Origin of the sequence: Sphingomonas sp. HMP9 (genome assembly GCF_013374115.1) — a bacterium.
GTDB lineage: Bacteria > Pseudomonadota > Alphaproteobacteria > Sphingomonadales > Sphingomonadaceae > Sphingomonas.
In genome coordinates this window covers 1,232,074-1,254,826 of record NZ_AP022673.1, presented here as the reverse complement: position 1 = coordinate 1,254,826, position 22,753 = coordinate 1,232,074, and the positions used below count along the sequence as shown (strand labels likewise).

Sequence of the window (22,753 nt, the reverse complement as noted above, 5' to 3'; positions counted from 1 at the left end):
TCCCCTTTCCGCCCCTCCGTCTGGCAAGGGCCAGCCACCTCCCCCTGGCGGGGGAGGATAGGGCCTCAGAACAACCCTTCGATCAAACCCTCGTCATTGAGCCGGATGGCCTCGGCGGCGGGAACGCGCGGCAGGCCCGGCATCGTCATGATCTCGCCGCAGATCGCCACCACGAACCCGGCACCCGCCGCCAGGCGGACTTCGCGTACCGGCACGATATGCCCGGTCGGCGCGCCGAGCAGGGCAGGGTCCGTCGAGAAGCTGTACTGCGTCTTGGCAAGGCAGACGGGCAGGTGGCCGTAGCCGGCATCCTCCCAACGCTTCAACTGCGCGAGCACGCTCGGCTCGGCGACGGCGTGCTCGGCGCGGTAGATGCGGCGGGCGACGGTATCGATCTTGTCGAACAGCGAGAGTTCGTCGCCATAGATCGGCGCGAACCCAACGCCGCGCGTGTCGCAAAGCTCGGCGACCGCATCGGCCAGTTCGACCGCCCCGGCACCGCCCTCGGCCCAATGCCGGCAGAGGATCGCGCGCGAGCGGTGCTGCGCGGCGGCCTCAACGATCGCGGCGATTTCGGCGTCGCTGTCCGTGTAGAAATGGTTGATTGCGACGACTGCGGGCACGCCGAACTGGCGGATATTCTCAATGTGCCGGACGAGATTGACCGCGCCGCGTTGCACGGCCTCGACGTCTTCACGCCCCAGGTCAGCCTTCGCAACGCCGCCGTTCATCTTCAGCGCGCGCGCCGTCGCAACGATCACCACGGCATCGGGCGCTAGCCCAGCCTGGCGGCATTTGATGTCGAAGAACTTCTCCGCGCCAAGGTCCGCACCGAAGCCCGCCTCGGTCACGACGTAATCGCCGAGCGACAGCGCCGCCCGGGTCGCGATCACCGAGTTGCAGCCATGCGCGATGTTCGCGAACGGCCCGCCGTGCAGGAACGCGGGCGTGCCCTCCAGCGACTGGACGAGGTTGGGCTTGATCGCCTCCGCCAGCAACACGGCCATCGCGCCGTCGGCTTTCAGGTCGCGCGCGGTGATCGGCGTGCGGTCTCGGGTATAGGCGACGACGATATCGCCGAGCCGCCGCTCCATGTCCGCGAGGTCGTCAGCAAGGCACAGGATCGCCATCACTTCGGAGGCAACGGTGATGTCGAACCCCGATTCGCGGGGGTAGCCGTTGGCCACTCCACCGATCGACTGGACGATGTCGCGCAGTGCACGGTCGTTCATGTCGAGCACGCGGCGCCAGACCACGCGGCGTACGTCGATCTGGAGCGCATTGCCCCAGTGGATATGGTTGTCGATCATCGCCGCCAGCAAATTATGGGCTGCCGTGATCGCGTGGAAATCACCCGTGAAATGAAGGTTGATGTCCTCCATCGGCGCGACCTGCGCACGACCGCCGCCCGTCGCGCCACCCTTGGTTCCAAAGCACGGCCCCAATGAGGGTTCGCGAAGGGCGAGGACGGCTTTGCGCCCGGTATGGCGCAGCGCGTCGGCGAGGCCGATCGAAGTCGTGGTTTTACCTTCGCCCGCCGGGGTCGGATTGATCGCGGTGACGAGGATGAGCTTACCGTTCGCCGTCGACGTGCGCGCGTTCAGCCATTCGAGCGAGATCTTCGCCTTGTACCGACCGTAAGGCTCGATCGCGTCGTCGGGAATGCGCAGGCTGTCCGCGATGGCGACGATGGGGCGCAGGGCGACGCTGCGGGCGATGGCGATATCGGTTTCCATGCGCTCCGACCTAGCGGGGCCGGGGACAGCTTTCCAGACCGTTGGATAGCCCGGACGCAGAACGGCGTCCGCTTTTCAAGGCGGGCGCCGTCTGTAGTGGGTAAACAATCAAACGGTGCGTGATTACATTGTCTGCAGTTCGGTGATGTGCGTCTGGACGACCGGCGCGATCCCGGCCGCGACCGTCTTCAGCCCTGCCACGGTACCCTTGTCCGCATAGCCCTGCTGCAACGTCAGAGCCTTGGCATGCGCTGCCTTCTGCTGCGTCACGTACAGGCGATCGCGCGCCGTACCCTTTGCCGCACGAAGCGCCGCGACGTTCTTCGCGCCCATCGGATCGAGCTTCGGCGGTGCGACCTTGACGTTCGCAGCCATCGCCGCGGCCTTCACGTCCTCCGTGCTCTTGGTGTGATCCGTGATCATCATCTGCGCGAAGCTCTTGAGCTTCGGATTGGTGGTCGTCTCGAGCAGGATCTGGCTCGACGTCTTCTCGTACAGGTCGCCGGCGCCGGCCTTCATCACATAGGTCGATGCGGGCATCGGCGCCTGGGCCGATACAGCGGCGATCGGCAGCGCGATCAGGGCGGCGGCAGTCAAAAATCGTGTCATGGTCTTCTCTCCTGTTGAACTTGTCGTTCAGTCGTTCAGTCGTTCGCGGTGCCGGGTTCCGCCATCTTGCGGTGCATCTCGGCGAGTACGGCGTTGGGCGTGACGTTGGCGACCGCGGACTGGATCTTGTTCTTCCAGCCCGACACGACGGCCGCCTTGCCGGACATGAGGGCGTCCCAGCCGTCCTTGGCGACGTCTGCCGGGTCGCTCTTCTTCGGGTCCGTTCCGACATCGGTGTCGAGCATGTGCGCGCGGTCGAAGAACTCGGTATCGACCGGGCCGGGCATCAGGTTGGTCAGCGTGACGCCGTCCGCATCCTTGATCTCGTTCTGGATCGCCGCGACGAAGCTGTCGACGAAACTCTTCGTGCCGTTATACACCGCCTGGAACGCGCCGGGTATGTAGCCTGCGATCGACCCGGTCACGAGCACCTTGCCGGCGTTCCGCGCGACCATCGGCGGCAGGATCTTCTGCAACAGATACGCGGTGCCGACGACGTTGGTATCGACGACCTTGCGCCACTCCGCCAGATCCTGGTCGAGAAACGCCTGGCCGAGCCCGCGCCCGGCATTCGCGCAGACCAGATCGACCGTCCGGCCGTTGGTCGCTGCCAGAAGTTCGTCGACGCCCGCGATCGTCGACAGATCGGCCTGTAGCGCCTGCACGTCGGTGCCGAACTGCTTGAAGTCCTGCGCGGCAGCATCGATCAGCGGCTCGTCCGCCACGACGAGAATGTCGTAGCCATCCTTTGCCGCAAGCGTGGCGAGTTCGAAGCCGATGCCCGTCGAGGCACCGGTAATGATTGCGAATTTATCAGCCATGTCAGCGATCCTCAATTGAAGCCGGGCTTCAGCACGACTTTCGTCACTTCGTTCTGGTTGTTCTTGAACATGTCATAGCCCTTGGGCGCGTCCTCCAAATCCATCCGGTGCGAGATCAGGAAGGTCGTATCGATCTTGCCCTCCATGATCGCGTTGAGCAGCGCGGGCATGTAGTGCTGGACGTGCGTCTGGCCGGTCTTGAGCGTCAGCCCCTTCTCCATGAGCGCACCGAGCGGGAACTTGTCGATGAACCCGCCATAGACCGCCGGCATGGAAACGCGCCCGCCCTTGCGACACGCGATGATCGCCTGCCGGATCGAATGCGCGCGATCCGTGCCGAGGAAAGTCGAGGCCTTGATCTGGTCGAGGACATTGTCGACGAAGAAGCCGTGCGCCTCCAGTCCAACGCTGTCGATTACCGCGTCCGGGCCGATCCCGCCGGTCATGACCATCAACGCTTCGTAGACCGCGCTCTCCTCATAATTGATCGTCTCGGCACCGAACTTCTTCGCAAGCTCAAGCCGATGCGGAAAGTGGTCGATCGCGATGACCCGCTCGGCGCCCATCAGGAACGCAGACTGGACCGCGAACAACCCGACCGGGCCGCAACCCCAGACCGCGACCGTATCGCCGGGCTCGATTTGCGCGTTCTCCGCCGCCATCCAGCCAGTCGGCAGGATGTCGGAGAGGAACAGAACCTTCTCGTCATCGACACCGTCGGGGATCACGATCGGCCCAACGTCGCTGAACGGTACGCGGACATATTCGGCCTGGCCGCCAGCATAGCCGCCGGTCATGTGGCTATAGCCGAACAGCCCCGACATCGGCTGGCCGTAAAGCTCTTGCGCGATGTCCTGATTGTCCGCGGGAAGGCCGTTGTCGCAGGCCGAATATTGATGCTTGCCGCAGTGGTAGCAGCTGCCGCATGCGATCGTGAACGGGACGACGACCTTCTGGCCCTTCTTCAGCGTCGACTTGGCGCCAACTTCGACGACTTCGCCCATGAACTCGTGGCCGAGAATGTCGCCGGCCTGCATCGTCGGGATATAGCCATCGTACAGATGCAGGTCCGAGCCGCAGATCGCGGTCGCCGTGACCTTGATGATGCAATCGCGTTGATTGACGATCTCGGGATCGTCGACCGTATCGACGCGGACGTCGTGCTTACCGTGCCATGCCAGAGCGCGCATCAGACGAGTTCCTCTTCATGCTGCTTGCGGTTCATCGCCGCGGTCGCGATCTCGCCGGTTTCCATCAACTGCTTGAACCGACGCAGGTCCCGGCGCGCCTGGATCGCGGGCTCGCGCTGGAACATCTTGGCGATCAGCTTGCCGATCACGCCGCCCGGTGGATCGTACAGAATCGTTGCGGTGACGACCGTGCCGCGCGCACCGGCATCGCGGAACTCGACCCGGCCGCTGTTCGCGACGTCGGCGCCCTCTTCGGACGACCATGCGATGAAGCTGTCCGTCGCCTCGTCGGTGATCGCCGACGTCCATTCATAGGATTTGCCGGCCGGACCCTTGACCACCCAGTGCGAGCGACGCTGGTCGAGGACCTCGATGCGTTCGACATTCTCCATGAACGTCGGCAGGTTCGCGAAGTCCCGGAAATAGGCGAACAGTTCGCCAACTGGGCGATTGATCGTGACAGCCCGGGCAACGATGCTGTTTCCCTTGCCGTCGGCCAGATCTTGGGTCGCGTCGACGACGGCGTCGCTACGCTTGGACGTGCTTAGCGGCGCATCATCTCTTGGATCGCTTTCAGTCATCATCGTCTCCTGTCTGCGAGATCTGTTAACCTTGGCAGAAGACCTATGTTCCACCGCTTTGGCATCGAATTGCGCAGGCTTGATATCGATCAGGACATTATGAGTGGGTGGCGGTTGCCTCGTGTCACGAAGTTTACAGCATATCATCGTGTGTCGCGGGTTCGTTACACGAACACGCCATTATCGGGACGTTTTGGCCCCTTAGGGATGTAAACATACCTACACGACGATCATCGCAGCAGCAGACGAGGATCGCCCGTGACCTACCAGACCCACATCACCCAATTGACCAACCTGATCGCCGATCAGAACGGCACGTGGGACGCGATCTCGCCTGAGTCCGTTGCCCGCATGCGGCTCCAGAACCGGTTCACCACCGGGCTCGACATCGCGCGTTACACCGCGGCAATCATGCGCAAGGACATGGCGGCTTATGACGCGAACCCGGCCAACTACACGCAGTCGCTGGGTTGCTGGCACGGCTTCATCGCGCAGCAGAAGATGATCAGCATCAAGAAGCATTTCGGCACGACCGATCGCCGGTATCTCTATCTGTCCGGGTGGATGGTCGCGGCGATGCGCAGCGAGTTCGGCCCGCTGCCCGACCAGTCGATGCACGAGAAGACCAGCGTTCCCGCGCTGATCGAGGAGCTCTATACGTTCTTGCGCCAAGCCGATGCGCGCGAACTCGGCATGATGTTCCGCGATGTCGATGCGGCCCGCGCCGCCGGCAACGAGATCGAGGAGAAGCGCCTGCTCAACGCGATCGAGAACCACCAGACGCACGTCGTCCCCATCATCGCCGACATCGACGCGGGCTTCGGCAACGCCGAGGCGACATACCTGCTCGCGCGGAAAATGATCGAGGCGGGGGCGTGCGCGCTCCAGATCGAGAACCAGGTGAGCGACGAGAAGCAGTGCGGTCATCAGGACGGCAAGGTCACCGTGCCGCACGAGGACTTCCTCGCGAAGGTCCGCGCGTGCCGCTACGCGTTCCTCGAACTCGGCGTCGAGGACGGCATCATCGTCACGCGCACCGACTCGCTGGGCGCAGGGCTTACCAAGCAGATTGCGGTCAGCAAGGCAGCGGGCGATCTGGGCGACCAGTATAACTCGTATTTGGATTGTGAGGAGATCGATCCGACCACCGCGCAGAACGGCGACGTCATCCTCAACCGCGACGGCAAGCTGTTGCGACCGAAGCGCCTGCCGTCGAACCTGTTCCAGTTCCGTGCGGGGACGGGCGAGGATCGCTGCGTCATGGATTGCATCGCATCGCTACAGAACGGCGCCGACCTGCTGTGGATCGAGACCGAGAAGCCGCACATCGAACAGATCGCCGGCATGGTCGACCGCATCCGCGAGGTCGTGCCGAACGCCAAGCTCGTGTACAACAACTCGCCGTCGTTCAACTGGACACTGAACTTCCGCCAGCAGGTGTTCGATGCCTGGTCGGCGGCGGGTGAGGACGTCTCGGCCTATGATCGCGCGCGGTTGATGAGCGTCGATTACGACGGGACCAAACTGGCCGACGAAGCCGACGAACGCATCCGCACCTTTCAGGCGGACTCGGCCAAGCGCGCGGGGATCTTCCACCACCTCATCACGTTGCCGACCTATCACACCGCGGCGCTCAGCACCGACAATCTCGCCAAGGAGTATTTCGGCGACGCTGGAATGCTCGGCTATGTGAAGGGCGTCCAGCGCAAGGAAATCCGCGAGGGCATCGCCTGCGTGAAACACCAGAACATGTCCGGCTCCGACCTCGGCGACGATCACAAGGAGTATTTTGCCGGCGAAGCTGCACTGAAGGCCGGCGGCGCGCACAATACGATGAACCAGTTCGCCGCGTGATGCCCAAGCCGGAGCGAAAGCTCCGGCGCGGACCTGGCATCACGCCCCGCCGGCGGGGCCAGCAGCCCCGTCCGACGACGCGGCTTTGCCGCGGCGCGTGTTTGGCGGGAAACCTGGGGAACGAGATCACATCCTTCCGGGCTTGAGTCGTGGCCTTGCTGCTAGATCAGGACAACGATGCGCCGCCTAAATCAGTAACGTGCCCCAATTGGACCCCGGCCTTCGCCGGGGAGGTGCGTGGTGGGTATGGCGCGATCCGATCTCCGTGCGAGCCTATCGGCGGCTCGCCACGGCGAAAACAGAAGGCAACCCGGCCGTCTTCTTGCAATCCTCCCCCGCCAGGGGGAGGTGTCGCCGAAGGTGACGGAAGGGGGAGGACACGGAACGTTCGTTTCCCGTTCCTCCCCCTCCGTCTGGCAAGAGCCAGCCACCCCCCCCCTGGCGGGGGAGGATCGGTGGCAGGGCGGACCCTAGTTCGCCTGGCTCACCCGGTCCGCCGCAGCGGTCGCTGCCAACGGCTCCGCCAGCGCCGTCTCCCCAAGCGACGCCAGCACCGCCGCCGCCAACGCATCCAATCCGTACGGCTTCTCCAGCATGATCGCATCGGTCTGGTCGGCGACGGACGCCGTGTCGCCGGTCGCGAAGACGATTCCCACACCGGGCCGCAGCACCCTGGCGGTGCGTGCGAAGTCGGGCCCCGAAATCCCCGGGAGGTTCACATCCGTCACCAGCGCGTCGATCGGCACAGTCTGGAGCGCGGTCATCGCGTCTTCCGCGCTCGCCGCGTCGACCACGACGAAGCCGCTGGCTTGCAGCATCTCGGCGGTGTTCGCGCGGATCATCTCGTCGTCCTCGACCAGCAGCACCATGCGGCGCGCCGATGCATCCAGTCGCCGCTCCGCGTCGACGCGCGCATCGCGCGCAACCGTGGCGGCAGCCGAGTCGCTACGCTGCCGGTTGGCCAGCACGTCGCGAAATTTCCGTGCCAGGGCTTCGCGCGAATATGGCTTCGACAACAGGTCGATGCCGGCATCGAGCTTGCCGCCATGGACGATCGAGTTCTCGGTATAGCCCGACGTGAACAGCACGGCGAGGTTTGGCAGGCGTTCCTTGGCCTTGCGCGCAAGTTCCGGACTTTTCAGCGTTCCGGGCATCACAACGTCGGTGAACAGGATGTCGATCGGCACGCCGCTCTCGACAACGTTCAGCGCACTGGCCGCGTCGACCGACTTCAGGACGCTGTAGCCGAGGTCGGTCAGCAGTTCGACGACGGTCGCGCGGACCTCGTCATCATCCTCGACGACGAGCACCGTCTCCGTGCCGCCGCAAATCGGACCGGCATCGGCGACGACTTCGACATCTTCGCTTTCCATCGCGCGTGGCAGATAGAGCTTGATCGTCGTGCCTTCGCCGACTTCCGAATAGATCTTAACATGGCCGCCGGATTGTTTGACGAAGCCGTAGACCATCGACAGGCTTAGGCCTGACCCCTTGCCCTCGCTCTTGGTCGAGAAGAACGGTTCGAACACCTGCTCGATGATCTCGGGGCTCATGCCGCTGCCGGTATCGGACACCGCGAGCAGGACGTACTGCCCGGCCTCGACCTCGTCGTGGCTGCGCGCATAGCTGTCGTCGAGATGCGCGTTGCCGAGTTCGATGGTAAGCTTGCCCTGGCCCTCCATCGCATCGCGCGCGTTGATCGCGAGGTTGAGGAGCGCGTTCTCGATCTGCGCGGGGTCGATGAAGGTGTTCCACAGACCACCGCCGACCACGGTCTCGATCTCGACGCCCTCGCCGATCGCGCGGCGCAGCATGTCGTCCATCCCGCGGACGAAGCGCGTGACGTTGACCACCTTCGGCTCGAGCGCCTGGCGACGCCCGAACGCGAGCAGTTGCGAGGCGAGCTTCGACCCGCGCGTGACGCCGGCCATCGCGTTGGCGACCCAGCGCTCGGCGCGCTCGTTGCCGGCAAGGTTCTTGCCCAGCAGCTGGAGATTGCCCGACACGACCTGGAGCAGATTGTTGAAGTCGTGCGCGACGCCGCCGGTGAGTTTGCCGACGGTCTCCATCTTCTGCGATTGCGCGAGCTTGGCTTCGGCCTGGCGGCGCTCGCCGATCTCGGCGATGACGCGTGCCTCCAATGTCTCGTTGAGCTGGCGGAGCTGATCCTCGGCACGTTCGCGGTGACGGACCTGACGGGCGAGTGCTTCGGCTTGCTCGCGCAAGGCCGCTTCGGCGGCGCGCTGATGCGTGATGTCGGTGTGGACGCCGACCCATTCGATCACCTCGCCGGCCGCGTCGAGGATCGGCAGGCTGCGGACCGCGAAGGTGCGCCAGGTACCGCAATGGCGGCGGACGCGGTGTTCGAACACGAACATCGACTTGTTCAGGACGGCCGCGGTCCATGCCTTGATCGTCGATGCGACATCGTCGGGATGGATCGCATCGGCCCAGCCGAAATTCTGGTATGCGTCGATCGACTGACCGGTGAGCGTCGCCCAGCCGGGTTGCTCGCCGATCATCCGGCCGTCCGGGCTGTTCGTCCAGAGCACGCCGTGGACCGCGTCCATCGCGGTGCGGAAGCGGCCGTTGCTGATTCCGAGTGCGGCTTCGCGTTCGGCGCGTTCCTCGACGTCGATGCCGAGGATGTAGATGCCGGGAATCGAGCCGTCCGCCTGGACATGGGGGACATAGCGGAATTCGGAGCGACGCGGGCGGCCATCGCGGTGCGGGAACACGGTTTGCGCGATGAAGCTTTCGCCGGCCAATGCGCGATCGAACGAGGCGCGGCGATCCTGGTAGACCGCGTCGCCGAGCACCTCGCGGACGGACTTGCCGATCATCGACTCCGGCGCCACGCCAAGCCACTCGTCGTACTGCGCGTTGGCGAGACGGTAGATGTGGTCGCGGTCGACGTACGAGATGAGCATCGGCACGGCGTCGGTGACGTGGCGAAGTTCGGCTTCGCTGGCGGCGAGGCGGTGCTCGGCTTCGACCCGGCCGCTATTGTCGACCATCGTGCACAGGACACCGCCGACGGAACTGCCGGCCTGGTAGACGGGCGTGTAGAACAGGTCGAGCGTCAGCGTTTCCGGGCCGTCGGGGCGCTGGAACAGGATCGGCTGGTCGCGGTACGCCACGGTCTCGCCGCGGAAGCCCGAGTCGAGCACCGCACGGTTCCAGTCCCAAACTTCGGGAAACGCGGTCGCAACCGGGCTGCCAAGCGCGGCGGGATGGCGGTCCCCAGCGACCGCACGATAGCTGTCATTGTAGAGCATGATGTGGTCCGCCCCCCACATCACCACCTTCGCGACGGGTGAATTGAGGATGTTGGCGAGCGTGACCCGGAGTTCGGCGGGCCAGGAATCGATCGGCCCCAGCGAGGTCGCGCTCCAGTCGCGCTGTCGGACCAGCATCCCGCATTCGCCGCCACCGATCAGGATTTCGGCAGGCTTTGGCAAGGTGCCCCGCTCGCGCATCTGTTCGAGCGCGGCGCGGACGATCGTGGCCGCGTCGCCATGTCCTGCGTCGGTGAATTCGTCGATGTAGCTGCCGAGATCGGATGGCAGGGAAATGGTGCGCGACGAGGTGGGCGACGAGCCTGATTTTGTCATGTCGGACTAGTGGGTTTGTGGTGCCCGCGTGTCAATGATTACGCATGGTTGGGGGAGGGGAGAACGATCCTCCCCCGCCAGGGGGAGGTGGCTGGCATCGCTAGACGGAGCTCCGTGTCCTCCCCCTCCGTCGCCTTCGGCGTCACCCCCCCTGGCGGGGGGAGAAATATGGTGACGGCGGTGGCGCGGCCACGGGGGGGATGTTTCCCCGCGAAGGGGGGTGCCGTACGAAAGCTTCCTCCGTTATCACGCCGAGTCGATCAGCCTTCGGTACGCGGCAGGCCGAGCGGGTTGTCGTGCTTGACTGCCTTGGGCAGCAGCGCATCGGGCAGGTCCTGATAGCAGACGGGACGCAGGAAGCGCTCGATCGCCGCCGTGCCGACCGAGGTCGTGCGCGGATCGGAGGTGGCGGGGAAGGGGCCGCCATGAACCATCGCCGGGGCGACCTCGACGCCGGTCGGCCAGCCGTTCGCTAGAATGCGACCGGCCTTCCGCTCGAGAACGGGCACGAACGTCGCGGCCTCGGCGTAATCGCCTTCGTCGATCTGCAGCGTGATCGTCAGCTGGCCCTCGACCTGTTCGAGAACCTGGCGGACCTCGGCAAGATCGGCGCAGCGGACGATGATCGACGCCGCACCGAACACTTCGTGCGACAGCGCCGGGTCGGCGACGAACGCCTTGCCGGTGGTCGAGAACAGCGCGGCGCGACCGCGATTTGCGCCCTCGGCCTCGGTGCCGCGTGCGAGCGTCTCGACCGCGTCGTTACCGGCAAGCGCCGCGACGCCTTCGTCGTAGCTCGCGTGGATGCCGGGGGTCAGCATGACCTGTGGCGCGGCTTCGGCCAGTGCGGCGGCAGCGGCTTCGACGAAGGTATCGAGATCAGGGCCGTCGACCGCGACGACGATGCCGGGGTTCGTGCAGAACTGACCCGAGCCCATCGTCAGCGAACCGACATAGGCCTTGCCGAGCGCGTCGCCGCGCGCCGCGAGGGCGGCGGGGAACAGGATCACCGGATTGACGCTGCTCATCTCGGCATAGACCGGGATCGGCTCGGGGCGGGCCGCGGCGAGTGCGACCAGCGCCAGGCCACCGCCACGCGAGCCGGTGAAGCCGACGGCCTTGATGCGCGCGTCCTTGACGAGCGCTGCGCCGAGTTCGTTCGCCGGACCCTGGACGAGCGAGAACACGCCCTCGGGCAGGCTGCACTTGGCGACCGCGGCCTGGATCGCCTTGCCGACCATCACCGACGTGCCGGGATGCGCGGGATGCCCCTTGACGACGACCGGGCAACCGGCGGCAAGCGCGGAGGCGGTGTCGCCGCCTGCGACCGAGAAGGCGAGCGGGAAGTTCGAGGCGCCGAACACCGCGACCGGGCCGACCGCGATCCGACGCTGGCGCAGATCGGCGCGGGGGGCGGGCTTACGATCGGGCTGGGCTTCGTCGATGATGACCGATGCCCAGGTGCCGGCGCGGAGATGTTTGGCGAACAGGCGAAGCTGGCCGGTGGTGCGACCGCGTTCGCCTTCGAGGCGTGGCCGGGGCAGGCCGCTTTCCTGAATCGCGCGCGCAACCAGGGGTTCGTGGATCGCCTCGATCTCGTCGGCGATCGTCTCGAGGAAAGTCGCGCGGGTCTCGGGGTCGGTTTCGCGGAAGATATCGAAGGCGGCTTCGGCAAGCGTGCACGCCTCAGCGACGTCGGCTTCGCTCGATACCGCGAAGGCGGGCTCGATCTTCGCGTCCGTCGACGGATCGATCGCCAGGAAGGTGACGTCGCTGCTGACGGCGCGCGCGCCGATCGGGAAGGTACCGTCCATGTCAGTTCTCCAAATCAAATCGAAAGACGCGCCGACCAGAGCGGCGGTGCGTCGGGAAATCGTTGGCCAAAATGCGCGTCGGCCATCCAGGTCGCGCCATCAGGCCCGAACCGCGGATCCAATGTGGTGTGCCTGCGGATCACGGTCCAGGGCCTGGCCGCGGTTGCGAAACGGCAATGTGACATCGAGCGTGACATCGATGTCAGGCCTGAAGCGCACGGACGGATCAGATCGTGGTGCACGCGCTCGTCCCCCCATACGACATATGCCGCTGCGTGTAGGGCCTGACTGACGTCTGGCTCGCATGCGACGGCACACCGTAGTTGTCCGACTAATCGTGGGAGCGATAACACGCAAGAGCGAACAGCTGTGAACGATGTTCTCTGAGTATACGACCACGTCGATCAAGATTGCATGCTGATAATGTTGCGATATCCTGCTAAAAAGCGTGACATGAGCCTCGCCACGCGCAAGCCGCGCAACACTTCGGGCCGCAGAAGCGGTGCGCCTACCATTTCAGACGTCGCGGTTCTCGCAGGCGTTTCCCCGATGACCGTCTCGCGCGTCATCAATGGCGAGGCCAAGGTCCGGGAGGCGACGCGCGAGGCGGTCAACACCGCGATCGACACGCTGCGATACGCACCCAACCGTGCCGCACGCAGCCTGGCCGGCGGCGGTCAGATGCGGATCGGCCTACTCTACAGCAACCCGAGCGCGGCGTATCTGAGCGAATTCCTGGTCGGCAGCCTTGAACAGGCGAGCCGCAGCGACGTGCAGTTGATCGTCGAGAAATGCGACATCGGCGATCACGAGATCGAGGTGGCACGGCACATGATCGAAAGCGGGATCGACGGCGTCATCCTGCCCCCGCCGCTCTGCGATTCGCGCGCGGTGCTCGATGTGCTGACGGAAGCCGGCGTGCCGACCGTGGTCGTCGCGACCGGATCGCCGCCGGATGGGTCGGCCGCCGTGACGATCGACGACTTCGAAGCCGCGCGCGCGATGACCGAGCATCTTGTGAAACTCGGCCATTCGCGGATCGGTTTCATCATCGGCAACCCGAACCAGACCGCGAGCCGCCTGCGTCACGAGGGGTATCTCGCGGCAATCGCTGATGCCGGTCTCGCGCCCGACGAGTCGTTGGTGGTCGGTGGGCTGTTCACCTATCGCTCCGGCCTCGATGGTGCCGAGCTGCTGCTCGATGCGAAAAACCCGCCCACCGCGATCTTCGCGAGCAACGACGACATGGCGGCGGCAAGCGTTGCGGTCGCGCATCGTCGCGGTCTCGACGTGCCGGGCGATCTGACGGTATGCGGGTTCGACGATAGTGCGCTCGCGACGACGATCTGGCCCGAACTGACGACGATCCACCAGCCGATCGCCGATATGTCGCGCGCAGCGGTGGAACTGCTGGTCTCCGCGATCTTCAATCGCCGCGGCGGCGGCAAGGATGCAAACGGTCACGTCGTCCTTGAGTACACGCTGGTGCGCCGTCAGTCCGATGCCGCGCCGCGCCGTCGACCACCCTCGCGCGTTTAACCTTAGCATCGACTGGCGCTTGACCGACTGACGACCGCCGCGGTAGCGCTCCCATCGAATAATTGAGCGGCGTTCAGGAGAGTTTGCAGTGGACCGTGTACCGGTGAAGCCATTCCGATCGCGCGATTGGTTCGCCGATCCCGCCCGATCGGACATGACCGCGCTCTATCTCGAACGCTTCATGAATTACGGGCTGACCCCCGCGGAGCTGCGCTCGGGGCGGCCGATCATCGGCATCGCGCAGTCGGGCAGCGACCTTTCCCCCTGCAACCGCATCCATCTCGAACTCGCCAAGCGGACGCGTGACGGCATCCGCGACGCCGGCGGCATTGCGATGGAGTTTCCGGTTCACCCGATCTTCGAGAATTGCCGGCGGCCGACCGCGGCGCTCGATCGCAACCTTGCCTATCTCGGGCTAGTCGAGACGCTCTACGGCTATCCGATCGATGCCGTGGTTCTGACCACCGGCTGCGACAAGACCACGCCATCGGGCATCATGGCGGCGTCGACCGTCGATATCCCGGCGATCGTGCTGTCGGGCGGGCCGATGCTCGACGGCTGGCACGACGGCGAACTGGTCGGCTCGGGAACGGTGATCTGGCGCAGTCGGCGCAAGCTCGCGGCGGGCGAGATCGACGAGGAGGAGTTCCTGAACCGCGCTACCGACAGTGCGCCGTCCGCTGGGCATTGCAACACGATGGGCACCGCCTCGACGATGAACGCGGTCGCCGAGGCCCTGGGGTTGTCGTTGACAGGCTGCGCGGCAATCCCGGCGCCCTATCGCGAGCGCGGGCAGATGGCGTACGAGACCGGCCGGCGGATCGTCGAGATGGCGTACGAGGATCTGCGGCCGTCCAAAATTCTCACGCGCGAGAGCTTCCTGAACGCGATTCGGGTTGTCAGCGCGATCGGTGGGTCGAGCAACGCGCAGCCGCATATCATGGCGATGGCGCAGCACGCCGGCGTCACGCTGTACCCGGAGGACTGGTCCGATCACGGCTACGACCTGCCGTTGCTGGTCAACATGCAGCCAGCGGGCAAGTATCTCGGCGAGCGCTTTCACCGTGCGGGTGGCGTGCCCGCGGTGCTGCACGAACTGATCGCGGGCGGGAAGCTCGACACGTCATGTCTCACCGTCACGGGGCGGTCCATCGGCGAGAACATCGCGGGCCGCGAGACGCGCGACCGAGAGATGATCAAGCCGTTCGATGCGCCGATGATGGAGCGGGCGGGGTTCCTCGTGCTCAAGGGCAATTTGTTCGACTTCGGGATCATGAAGACGTCGGTGATCTCGCCGGCGTTCCGTGCGCGGTATTTGTCGACGCCGGGGGCCGAGGATCGATTCGAGGCGCGGGCGATCGTGTTCGAGGGTTCGGACGATTATCACCACCGGATCAACGATCCTGCGCTGGAGATCGACGAGGGCTGTATCCTCGTCATCCGTGGGGCAGGGCCGATCGGGTGGCCGGGCTCGGCGGAGGTCGTTAACATGCAGCCGCCCGACGCGCTGATCCAGCGCGGCGTGCTGGCGCTGCCGACGCTCGGCGACGGGCGGCAGTCGGGGACGTCGGACAGTCCTTCAATCCTGAACGTGTCGCCCGAAAGTGCAGTCGGCGGCGGCCTGTCCTGGATCCGGACGGGCGACGTGGTGCGGATCGATCTGGTTGCGGGGACGTGCGACGCGCTCGTCGAACCGGACGAGATCGTGCGGCGCAAGGGCGAGGGGCTGCCTCCGGTGCCCGAGAGCCATACGCCATGGGAAGAACTATACCGCGAGAAGACCGGGCAACTCGCCGAGGGCGGCGTGCTGGACTTCGCCGTGAAGTATCGCGGGATTTCGGCGAAGACGCCTCGGCATAATCACTAAGGTTCGGGGGGGCGGGGCTTGATGCCTCGCCACCATATGGCTGATCGTCACGTCACGTCACGCGGTCGGGCGCCCAGAAAGTTTGAGCCCTTCGATACGCTCGCAACGGTCAGCCAATATGGTTTATCGTCTCTGCGGGAATGACGGATGAGGTGGCGCAAGACCGCCCGAAAGGCTGCGGCCCTCGCTCGCTGCTGATCCGAACGATCGCATCTCCCAAGCGTATGTCTTGCATGAGTTTTCGGCACGAACGTGTCCCGCACGCATGTGGCGCACGTGCCGTTCTGCACACGTCCGTGTCACACGCGACTGTCACCCCTCGTGTCCATCCCAATCACGCCCCCCTCACGCCCATCATCCCAGCGAATGCTGGGATATCACCATGGGGCAAGCGTAGCGCGCCACGTCAAAGACCCCAGCTTTCGCTGGGGTGACGGTCATGGGCGGGAGTGACGAAGAACGGGATCAGGGTCGGATGATGCTGAAGGCGACCGAGAGGGGCGGCTGAGCGCCTGAAAGCACGGTGTCGTGGACCGGCACCATCACCCAAAGCACCTCCCCGGCGGAGGCCGGGGCCCAGTTGGGGAACGTTGCTAAAGGAGAAACGCCCGCCATTGCGGCGGCCTTTCCACCTCAGTCCCGGCCTTCGCTGGGGTAACGCTTAGAAACTGGTTTCGCTGGCCTTCCGATCTAGCCACGCGGCAGGGAAGGTCGGCATGACGCGCTACTATCGCCGGACCCCGACCGAAATCGCGGTCCGGCGGTCAACATCATCCCACCATGTCTTCCAGCTCGCGGCCGCGCGTTTCCGACACCATCTTCCAGACGAAGAAGAACGAGACGAACGCGGACAGTGCGTAGAAGCCGTAGGTGACCGACAGGCCGAGCGAGATCGCCATCGTCGGGAAGCTCACCGAGATCGTGAAGTTGGCGAACCACTGCGCGAAGCCCGCGACGGCCAGACCCGAACCACGGATCTGCGTCGGGAACATCTCGCCGAGCATCACCCACATGATCGGGCCCCAGCTCAGGTTGAAGAACACGACATACGCATTGGCCGCGACCAACGCGATCAGGCCGTTGCGATCCGACAAATGCAGCGAACCCTCGACGATCGCGCCGCTGGCAAAGCAGATCGCGACGATCGCCAGCGCGACGGTCATGCCGGCCGAACCGATCAGCAGGAGCGGCTTGCGGCCGATCTTGTCGACCAGCGCGACGGTGAGCAGGCAGGCGATGATCGACAGCGATCCCGACAGGATGTTGATGAGCAGCGCGTCGCTCTCGCTGAAGCCGACCGACTGCCACAACACCGAGCCGTAGTAGAACACGATGTTGATGCCGACGAACTGCTGGAAAATCGCGAGGCCGATGCCGGTCCAGACGATCGGGCGGATCTTGCCACTCGCCTTGTCGATCAGGTCGGACAGCTTGGGGCGGTGCGCATCGACCGACAGCGAGCCGCGGATCTCCGCCACCTTGCGCGTGGCTTCGGCGGCACCGAACAGGCGCGTGAGAACGACCTGCGCCTCGTCGTACCGGCCCTTGAGGACCAGGAAGCGCGGGCTTTCGGGAATCAGGAACAGCGTGACGAGGTAGATCGCGGCCGGGATGACCTGCATCCAGAACATCCAGCGCCATGCCGGATAATCGAGCCAGAACAACGCGGTCGAGGAGCCGGCGATGCGGGCGAGATACCAGTTGGCGATGAACGCGCCGGTCAGGCCGGTGATGATCATGATCTGCTGCACGCTCGAAAGCCGGCCTCGCACGTTGGCGGGGACGACTTCGGAGATGTAGACCGGCGCGAGCACGCTGGCGGCACCGATGCCGAGGCCACCGACGATGCGCGCGAGCACGAACATCGTCGCCGAGGTCGCGGCGCCCGCGCCGAGCGCGCTGACGATGAACAGCACCGCAGCGATCATCATGACGTTGCGACGGCCGAGATTGTCGGCGAGTCGCCCGGCCATGAACGCACCGACCGACGAACCGATCAGGATCGCGCCGACCGTGAAACCGGTGCCGAGCGACGACAACGCGAACGTGCTCTCGAGGCCCGCCTGCGTGCCGTTGATGACGCCTGAGTCATAGCCGAACATGAACCCGCCGATGGTCGCGACGATGACGATCATCGCGATCAGGGCTCGGTTCACTTGGGGCGCGGAATCTGCCGCTAATGTCATTGGTTTTCCTCTCCGTGACGACGCTCTGACGGCGGCGTTTGTCGTGAAATTGGTGGGCGTTACAGGGTGATGGGATCGACCGGCACGCCGGGTACGGCGACGCGGAAGGTGAACAGGTTCCCGGCCAGCGGCTGGGCTGCGCGCGCGTCGTCGTCGAGGCCCTTGGCGGCGGTCGTCGCATAGGCGGTACGACCGTCGGGGCCACCAAGCGCGATCTTGGTGATGTTCGAGACCGGGAAGTGGACGATGTCGGTGCAGCTGCCGTCCGGCGCGAACCGGCGTGCCGCCCAGCCGCCGAAGAACCCGACCCACACGCCGCCCTCGGAATCACAGATCGCGCCATCGGGGTGGCCATCGTCGGGGCCGATCGTCAGGAAAAGGCGCGGCTCGCCGACATTGCCGGCGGCGTCGATCGGATAGGCATGGATGCGCTTGCCCAGCGTGTCGACCGCATACAGCGTGCTGCCGTCGGGCGAGATCGCGGGGCCGTTGGTGATCGCCACGGGCGGGATGTCCGTCTTGGTCAGTTCGCCGCCATGCCAGTGATAGACATGGCCGGTGTCTTCGGACTCGGCATTGTCCATCGTTCCGAACCAGATTCGGCCCGTGGGATCACGCGCGGCGTCGTTGAGGCGGTTGCCAGGCGTTTCTGCGTGGACCGTCGCGATCTTGTCGAACGTGCCGGCCGCCGGATCGAACCGGTGAAGGCCTCCGCGAACCCCGGCGAGGAAGGCGCCGTCGTCGGCAGGGATCACCCAGCCGGTCTGGTCGGGCGCGTCCCAGGTGTCCAGCGTGCCCGTCGCCGGATCGAAGCGGTGAATATGCGGCGCCTTGATATCGACAAACCAGAGCGCTGCGTCGCGCGCGACCCAGATGGGACCTTCGCCGAGCGTCGCGCCGACGTCGCAGATGCTCTGCGCGGTGATCGCGACAGGGAGCTCGCGGCTCATCTCAGCGCCACCCGGCATCGACGAAATAGTCGTGGCCGGTGCACATCCGCGCATCGTCCGAGGCCAGGAACAGGACCAGCGCGGCGACGTCCGCAGGCTGGACACGGGTCTTTAGGCATTGCGCCGCGATGATCTCGGCCTCGCCTTCGGGCGTGTACCATTTCAGCTGGCGCGGCGTCTCGACGTTGCCGGGGACGATCGTGTTGACGCGAATGCCGTCGCCGCCAAGATCGCGCGCCATCGCGCGGGTCATGCCCTCGATGCCGGCCTTGGCGGTCTGGTAGATCAGCAGTTCGGGCAAGGCGAGATGCCATGAGATCGAACCGAAGTTCAGGATGACGCCGCCGCCGGCGCGCTTCATCGACGGCACGACGGCCTGCCCGGTAAAGAACAGGTGGCGCAGGTTCGTCGCCATCCGCTCGTCCCAATAGGCGGGCGTGATCTCCTCGATCGTGTGGCGATCGTCGTTGGCCGCGTTGTTGATCAGCACGTCGATCCCGCCGAGGCGATCCTCGATCGTCGCGACCGTCGTCTTCAGCGCCTCGATATCGCGCAGGTCGAGCGGCAGGAAGATCGGCGCGGTCGCGACGTCGGGCGTCAGCGTTTCGATCAACGTCTCCGCCGCGTCCTTGGCCATGTCGACGAATGCGACATGCGCACCCTGGCGGGCGAACGCCTCGACCAGACCGGCACCGATCCCCGACGCGCCACCGGTGATCAGGACACGCTTGCCCTTCAGGCTTGGATAGATCGCCGTCTGGTCGGCCATTTCGGTCTTCTGCAACACGCGTTACGCCCCTTGATTCTTGGTATGTCCGAGCAGGCCCCGGCTGGCGAGATTGCGCATCAGGTCGCCAATCCCATAGTTCCAAGGTGCGGCGTCCTTCGACGTCGTCACCGGATTGACCAGCGCGCCCAGCTTCGGGTTGGAAATCGTCACGACGTCGCCGACCGCATGCGTGAAGCCACGACCCGGCTCGTCGCGGTCCTGTGTCGGCGCGAACAACGTGCCGAGGAACAGCACGAAACCGTCGGGATACTGATGCTCGCTCATCGCCTGGCGGACGAGTTCCTCGGGATCGCGGCTGATCTGGTCCATCGAGCTGCTGCCTTCGAGGCGGTAGCCGTCCGCGCCTTCGATCGTCAGCGCGATCTGCGCGGCGCGAACATCGTCCATGCCGAAACTTTCGTCGAACAGGCGGATGAACGGCCCGATCGAGCAGGACGCGTTATTGTCCTTGGCCTTGCCGAGCAGGAGCGCGGAACGCCCCTCGAAATCGCGCAGGTTGACGTCGTTGCCGAGCGCTGCGCCGACCGTCTTGCCGGACCTGTCGACGACGAGCACCACCTCCGGTTCGGGGTTGTTCCAGGTGGAGTCGGAGCGGATGCCGATCTCGCCACCCCAGCCGATCGTCGACAGCGTCGGACCCTTGGTGAAGATCTCCGCGTCGGGGCCGATCGCGACCTCGAGATATTGCGACCACATGCCGTCTTCGATCAGCGCAGCCTTCAGCGCGGCCGCCTCGGAGGAGCCGGGCACGACCGAGCGGATGCTGCCACCAACACGCTCTTCGAGTCGGGCGCGCACCGCGGTTGCGGCTGAGGCGTCGCCGCGGGCGCGCTCCTCGATCACGCGCTCGAGTGCCGACACCGCGAAGGTGACACCCGATGCCTTGACGACGTGCAGGTCGATGGGACTCAACAGCCGCGTCTTCGCATCGGCTGCGGGGGAAAGGTGCAGCGCGTCCAGATGGCCGAGATCGGTGCCGGCGGTGGTATCGAAATTTCCGCCCGCGATCAGATCGGCGACCGTCGGGGCGATAGCGGACATGTCATACACGCGACCGCTCTGCACGATCACCGGGGTGGGGCCTTCGCCTAGGTCGACTCGACCAAGCAACGCCGCCTGTTCCCAATCGGCGGGCAATGCCCACGCCGATGCGAATGCGATCTCCACGATGTAATCCCCTCCAGACTTGTTAGCGGTACCGTATTCTGCGTAGCGACAGCGTCAAGCCCTCAATCGCAACGCTGTCCCCCCAACGAATTAGCGTCACTATGTTCGATACCAGTAAATCTACATTATTCGTCTTACAAATGAAAAGTCACAGTTTGCCTGTATGGTAATGCTGTCGATCGATCAGGCCGGTCCGGGCAAGGTCTGTTGCGGCCCAGCCGCCATGACCAATGATATCGGTATCATAATCGCTGCTGACGCGTGCCGAGCGCTAGCTGGCCGCGTTTAAGCCCGACCTCGCCGGACTCGGACGGCAGGCGGCGACCGCGATCAGTACAGGTGGCACGGTAGGCTGTCGGGAATTGGCGCGCCCGGAGGGGTTCGAACCCCCGACCGAGGAGGTAGAAGCTCCTTGCTCTATCCAGCTGAGCTACGGGCGCGCGCTGCGGCGACGACTAGCGCGGATTGTGCAGGCTTGGAACCTCGATCATAACGCCGGTCATGGATATTCATACGGATCACGCGCAGGGGCCTGAGCCGGTTACGGCAAGCGCGGTCGGCGGCGTGCAGTTTCGCTATTTCGATTTCGTGATGGCGGCGTTCGTCACGATCCTGTTGCTGTCGAACGTGATCGGTGCGGGCAAGCGCGCGGTCATCGACCTGCCGTTCATCGGTGCTTGGCCGTTTGGCGCTGGCATTCTGTTCTTTCCGGTCAGCTACGTGATCGGAGACGTCCTGACCGAAGTCTATGGCTATGCGTATGCGCGACGCTGCATCTGGGCGGGGTTCGGCGCGATGCTGTTCATGGTGTTCATGTCCGCGGTCGTTGTCGCGCTGCCGCCCGACGCCGGGTGGACGGGGCAGGCGGCGTATGAGTCCGTATTCGGACAGGTGCCGCGGATCGTATTCGCCTCGATCTGTGCCTTCTGGGTCGGCGAATTCGCCAACAGCTTCGTGCTCGCGCGGATGAAGATCTGGACCAGGGGGCGCATGCTATGGACGCGCACGATCGGCAGCACGGTCGTCGGGCAGGCGTTCGACAGCCTGATCTTTTACCCGCTCGCTTTCTACGGCGCGCCGGATTGGCCGGTCGAGGCGATGCTGATGGTGATGGTCAGCCAGTTCCTGCTCAAAGTGTCGTGGGAGGTGTTGCTCACGCCGCTGACCTATCTGGTGGTCGGGTGGCTCAAGCGCGCCGAGGGGGTCGACGTGTATGACGAGGGGACGGACTTCTCGCCGTTCCGGACTCGGGTTTGAGTCTCGCGCCCCATCCGTTCTCCCGCGAAGGCGGGAGTCCAGGGTTACGAGCGCTGCGGGTGGTATCCTGGGCCCCCGCTTTCGCGGGGGGAACGGGTAAGGGTTAGGCGCCCACCGCTTCCATCAGACCCTCGAACAGGCGTCGGCCATCGGTACCGCCGTGCGCGGCCTCGACGCGCCGCTCGGGATGCGGCATCATGCCCAGTACGTTGCCCTTGTCGTTGACCAGGCCCGCGATGTTGCGCGCCGAGCCGTTGACGCTTTCAGCATAGCGAAACGCGACGCGGCCTTCGCCTTCGAGACGGTCGAGCGTCTCGGTATCGGCGAAATAATTGCCGTCATGATGCGCGACCGGGAAGGACACGCGCTCGCCGGCCTTGTAGCCCGCCGTGAAGGTCGACTGCGCGGTCTCGACGGTCAGCGCGACGTCGCGGCAGACGAAGTTCAGCCCCTCGTTGCGCATCAGCGCGCCGGGGAGCAGCCCCGCCTCGGTCAGCACCTGGAAGCCGTTGCAGATGCCGAGCACGGGCAGGCCCTTGCTGGCCTGTTCGACGACCGCACGCATGATCGGCGATCGTGCCGCGATCGCGCCCGAGCGGAGGTAATCGCCGTACGAGAAGCCACCGGGCACCGCGACCAGCCCGACGTCCGCCGGCAGGTCCGCATCAGCGTGCCAGACCATGCGCGGCTTGACGCCGGTCACCGCCTCCAGCGCGACGGCGATGTCGCGGTCGCAGTTGGAGCCGGGGAAGACGATGACCGCAGTCTTCATGACAAT

The 22,753-nt window shown here is 65.2% G+C and carries 16 protein-coding genes and 1 tRNA gene; 4 read left to right on the top strand and 13 right to left on the bottom strand.

The annotated features are described in order from the left end of the window. Positions 1-65 precede the first annotated feature (65 nt). From HMP09_RS05475 to HMP09_RS05455, 5 genes are all read right to left on the bottom strand, one after another. A complete protein-coding gene (locus tag HMP09_RS05475) occupies positions 66-1,736 on the bottom strand; it encodes a formate--tetrahydrofolate ligase (RefSeq protein WP_176499533.1) in 1,671 nt (556 codons plus the stop codon). Positions 1,737-1,859: 123 nt separating this feature from the next. Beyond that, a complete protein-coding gene (locus HMP09_RS05470) occupies positions 1,860-2,345 on the bottom strand; it encodes a DUF4142 domain-containing protein (protein WP_232090695.1) in 486 nt (161 codons plus the stop codon). 35 nt (positions 2,346-2,380) lie between these two features. Beyond that, positions 2,381-3,166, bottom strand: coding sequence for an SDR family NAD(P)-dependent oxidoreductase (locus HMP09_RS05465; protein WP_176499532.1), 786 nt, complete (start codon positions 3,164-3,166; stop codon positions 2,381-2,383). Between the two features lie 11 nt (positions 3,167-3,177). After that, positions 3,178-4,356 carry a zinc-dependent alcohol dehydrogenase gene (locus HMP09_RS05460; protein ID WP_176499531.1) on the bottom strand — a complete coding sequence of 393 codons (1,179 nt, stop codon included), beginning with the start codon at positions 4,354-4,356 and terminating at the stop codon, positions 3,178-3,180. Beyond that, complete coding sequence (locus HMP09_RS05455; protein ID WP_176499530.1) at positions 4,356-4,937, bottom strand: SRPBCC family protein; 582 nt, start codon at positions 4,935-4,937, stop codon at positions 4,356-4,358. The genes HMP09_RS05460 and HMP09_RS05455 overlap by 1 nt, the downstream gene beginning before the upstream one ends. Positions 4,938-5,195: 258 nt before the next feature. Between HMP09_RS05455 and HMP09_RS05450 the strand changes: the two genes are divergently transcribed. Continuing rightward, positions 5,196-6,791 carry an isocitrate lyase gene (locus HMP09_RS05450; RefSeq protein ID WP_176499529.1) on the top strand — a complete coding sequence of 532 codons (1,596 nt, stop codon included), beginning with the start codon at positions 5,196-5,198 and terminating at the stop codon, positions 6,789-6,791. Between the two features lie 470 nt (positions 6,792-7,261). On the opposite strand, the gene HMP09_RS05445 is transcribed toward HMP09_RS05450, so the two are convergent. Both HMP09_RS05445 and HMP09_RS05440 read right to left on the bottom strand, forming a co-directional pair. Beyond that, a complete protein-coding gene (locus HMP09_RS05445; protein WP_176499528.1) occupies positions 7,262-10,405 on the bottom strand; it encodes a PAS domain-containing protein in 3,144 nt (1,047 codons plus the stop codon). 260 nt (positions 10,406-10,665) lie between these two features. Continuing rightward, on the bottom strand, positions 10,666-12,219 hold the full coding sequence (locus HMP09_RS05440; protein ID WP_176499527.1) for an aldehyde dehydrogenase (NADP(+)): 1,554 nt from the start codon (positions 12,217-12,219) through the stop codon (positions 10,666-10,668). A 453-nt stretch (positions 12,220-12,672) separates the two neighbouring features. Between HMP09_RS05440 and HMP09_RS05435 the strand changes: the two genes are divergently transcribed. Next, entirely contained in the window at positions 12,673-13,758 is a 1,086-nt protein-coding gene (locus HMP09_RS05435) for a LacI family DNA-binding transcriptional regulator (protein ID WP_176499526.1), read from the top strand. Positions 13,759-13,912: 154 nt separating this feature from the next. Further along, positions 13,913-15,625: an IlvD/Edd family dehydratase gene (locus HMP09_RS05430; protein WP_443026462.1), complete on the top strand. Its 1,713-nt coding sequence runs from the start codon at positions 13,913-13,915 to the stop codon at positions 15,623-15,625. A 770-nt stretch (positions 15,626-16,395) separates the two neighbouring features. Here HMP09_RS05430 and HMP09_RS05425 read toward each other — a convergent pair. From HMP09_RS05425 to HMP09_RS05405, 5 genes are all read right to left on the bottom strand, one after another. Beyond that, positions 16,396-17,811, bottom strand: coding sequence for a sugar porter family MFS transporter (locus HMP09_RS05425; protein ID WP_176499524.1), 1,416 nt, complete (start codon positions 17,809-17,811; stop codon positions 16,396-16,398). Positions 17,812-17,870: 59 nt separating this feature from the next. Beyond that, positions 17,871-18,761: an SMP-30/gluconolactonase/LRE family protein gene (locus HMP09_RS05420; RefSeq protein WP_232090694.1), complete on the bottom strand. Its 891-nt coding sequence runs from the start codon at positions 18,759-18,761 to the stop codon at positions 17,871-17,873. A 1-nt stretch (position 18,762) separates the two neighbouring features. Further along, positions 18,763-19,530 (bottom strand): SDR family NAD(P)-dependent oxidoreductase, encoded by a 768-nt coding sequence (locus tag HMP09_RS05415; RefSeq protein ID WP_176501589.1) that lies wholly within the window; start codon positions 19,528-19,530, stop codon positions 18,763-18,765. A gap of 21 nt (positions 19,531-19,551) precedes the next feature. Next, the gene (locus HMP09_RS05410; RefSeq protein ID WP_176501588.1) at positions 19,552-20,721 is read right to left on the bottom strand and encodes a fumarylacetoacetate hydrolase family protein; all 1,170 of its coding nucleotides are present in this window, start codon (positions 20,719-20,721) and stop codon (positions 19,552-19,554) included. A 360-nt stretch (positions 20,722-21,081) separates the two neighbouring features. Beyond that, positions 21,082-21,158 (bottom strand) — tRNA-Arg (locus tag HMP09_RS05405). A 61-nt stretch (positions 21,159-21,219) separates the two neighbouring features. Here HMP09_RS05405 and HMP09_RS05400 point away from each other — a divergent pair. Next, entirely contained in the window at positions 21,220-21,975 is a 756-nt protein-coding gene (locus tag HMP09_RS05400) for a queuosine precursor transporter (RefSeq protein WP_176499522.1), read from the top strand. Positions 21,976-22,078: 103 nt separating this feature from the next. Here HMP09_RS05400 and purQ read toward each other — a convergent pair whose 3' ends face one another. Further along, positions 22,079-22,747 (bottom strand): phosphoribosylformylglycinamidine synthase subunit PurQ, encoded by a 669-nt coding sequence (gene purQ, locus HMP09_RS05395; RefSeq protein ID WP_176499521.1) that lies wholly within the window; start codon positions 22,745-22,747, stop codon positions 22,079-22,081. Positions 22,748-22,753: the final 6 nt, after the last annotated feature.

Bases quoted from the DNA above. Each gene is read 5' to 3' on its own strand.
- HMP09_RS05475 (WP_176499533.1), bottom strand. From the start codon at position 1,736: ATGGAAACCGATATCGCCATCGCCCGCAGCGTCGCCCTGCGCCCCATC.
- HMP09_RS05470 (WP_232090695.1), bottom strand. From the start codon at position 2,345: ATGACACGATTTTTGACTGCCGCCGCCCTGATCGCGCTGCCGATCGCC.
- HMP09_RS05465 (WP_176499532.1), bottom strand. From the start codon at position 3,166: ATGGCTGATAAATTCGCAATCATTACCGGTGCCTCGACGGGCATCGGC.
- HMP09_RS05460 (WP_176499531.1), bottom strand. From the start codon at position 4,356: ATGCGCGCTCTGGCATGGCACGGTAAGCACGACGTCCGCGTCGATACG.
- HMP09_RS05455 (WP_176499530.1), bottom strand. From the start codon at position 4,937: ATGACTGAAAGCGATCCAAGAGATGATGCGCCGCTAAGCACGTCCAAG.
- HMP09_RS05445 (WP_176499528.1), bottom strand. From the start codon at position 10,405: ATGACAAAATCAGGCTCGTCGCCCACCTCGTCGCGCACCATTTCCCTG.
- HMP09_RS05440 (WP_176499527.1), bottom strand. From the start codon at position 12,219: ATGGACGGTACCTTCCCGATCGGCGCGCGCGCCGTCAGCAGCGACGTC.
- HMP09_RS05435 (WP_176499526.1), top strand. From the start codon at position 12,673: ATGAGCCTCGCCACGCGCAAGCCGCGCAACACTTCGGGCCGCAGAAGC.
- HMP09_RS05430 (WP_443026462.1), top strand. From the start codon at position 13,913: ATGACCGCGCTCTATCTCGAACGCTTCATGAATTACGGGCTGACCCCC.
- HMP09_RS05425 (WP_176499524.1), bottom strand. From the start codon at position 17,811: ATGACATTAGCGGCAGATTCCGCGCCCCAAGTGAACCGAGCCCTGATC.
- HMP09_RS05420 (WP_232090694.1), bottom strand. From the start codon at position 18,761: ATGAGCCGCGAGCTCCCTGTCGCGATCACCGCGCAGAGCATCTGCGAC.
- HMP09_RS05415 (WP_176501589.1), bottom strand. From the start codon at position 19,530: ATGGCCGACCAGACGGCGATCTATCCAAGCCTGAAGGGCAAGCGTGTC.
- HMP09_RS05400 (WP_176499522.1), top strand. From the start codon at position 21,220: ATGGATATTCATACGGATCACGCGCAGGGGCCTGAGCCGGTTACGGCA.
- purQ (WP_176499521.1), bottom strand. From the start codon at position 22,747: ATGAAGACTGCGGTCATCGTCTTCCCCGGCTCCAACTGCGACCGCGAC.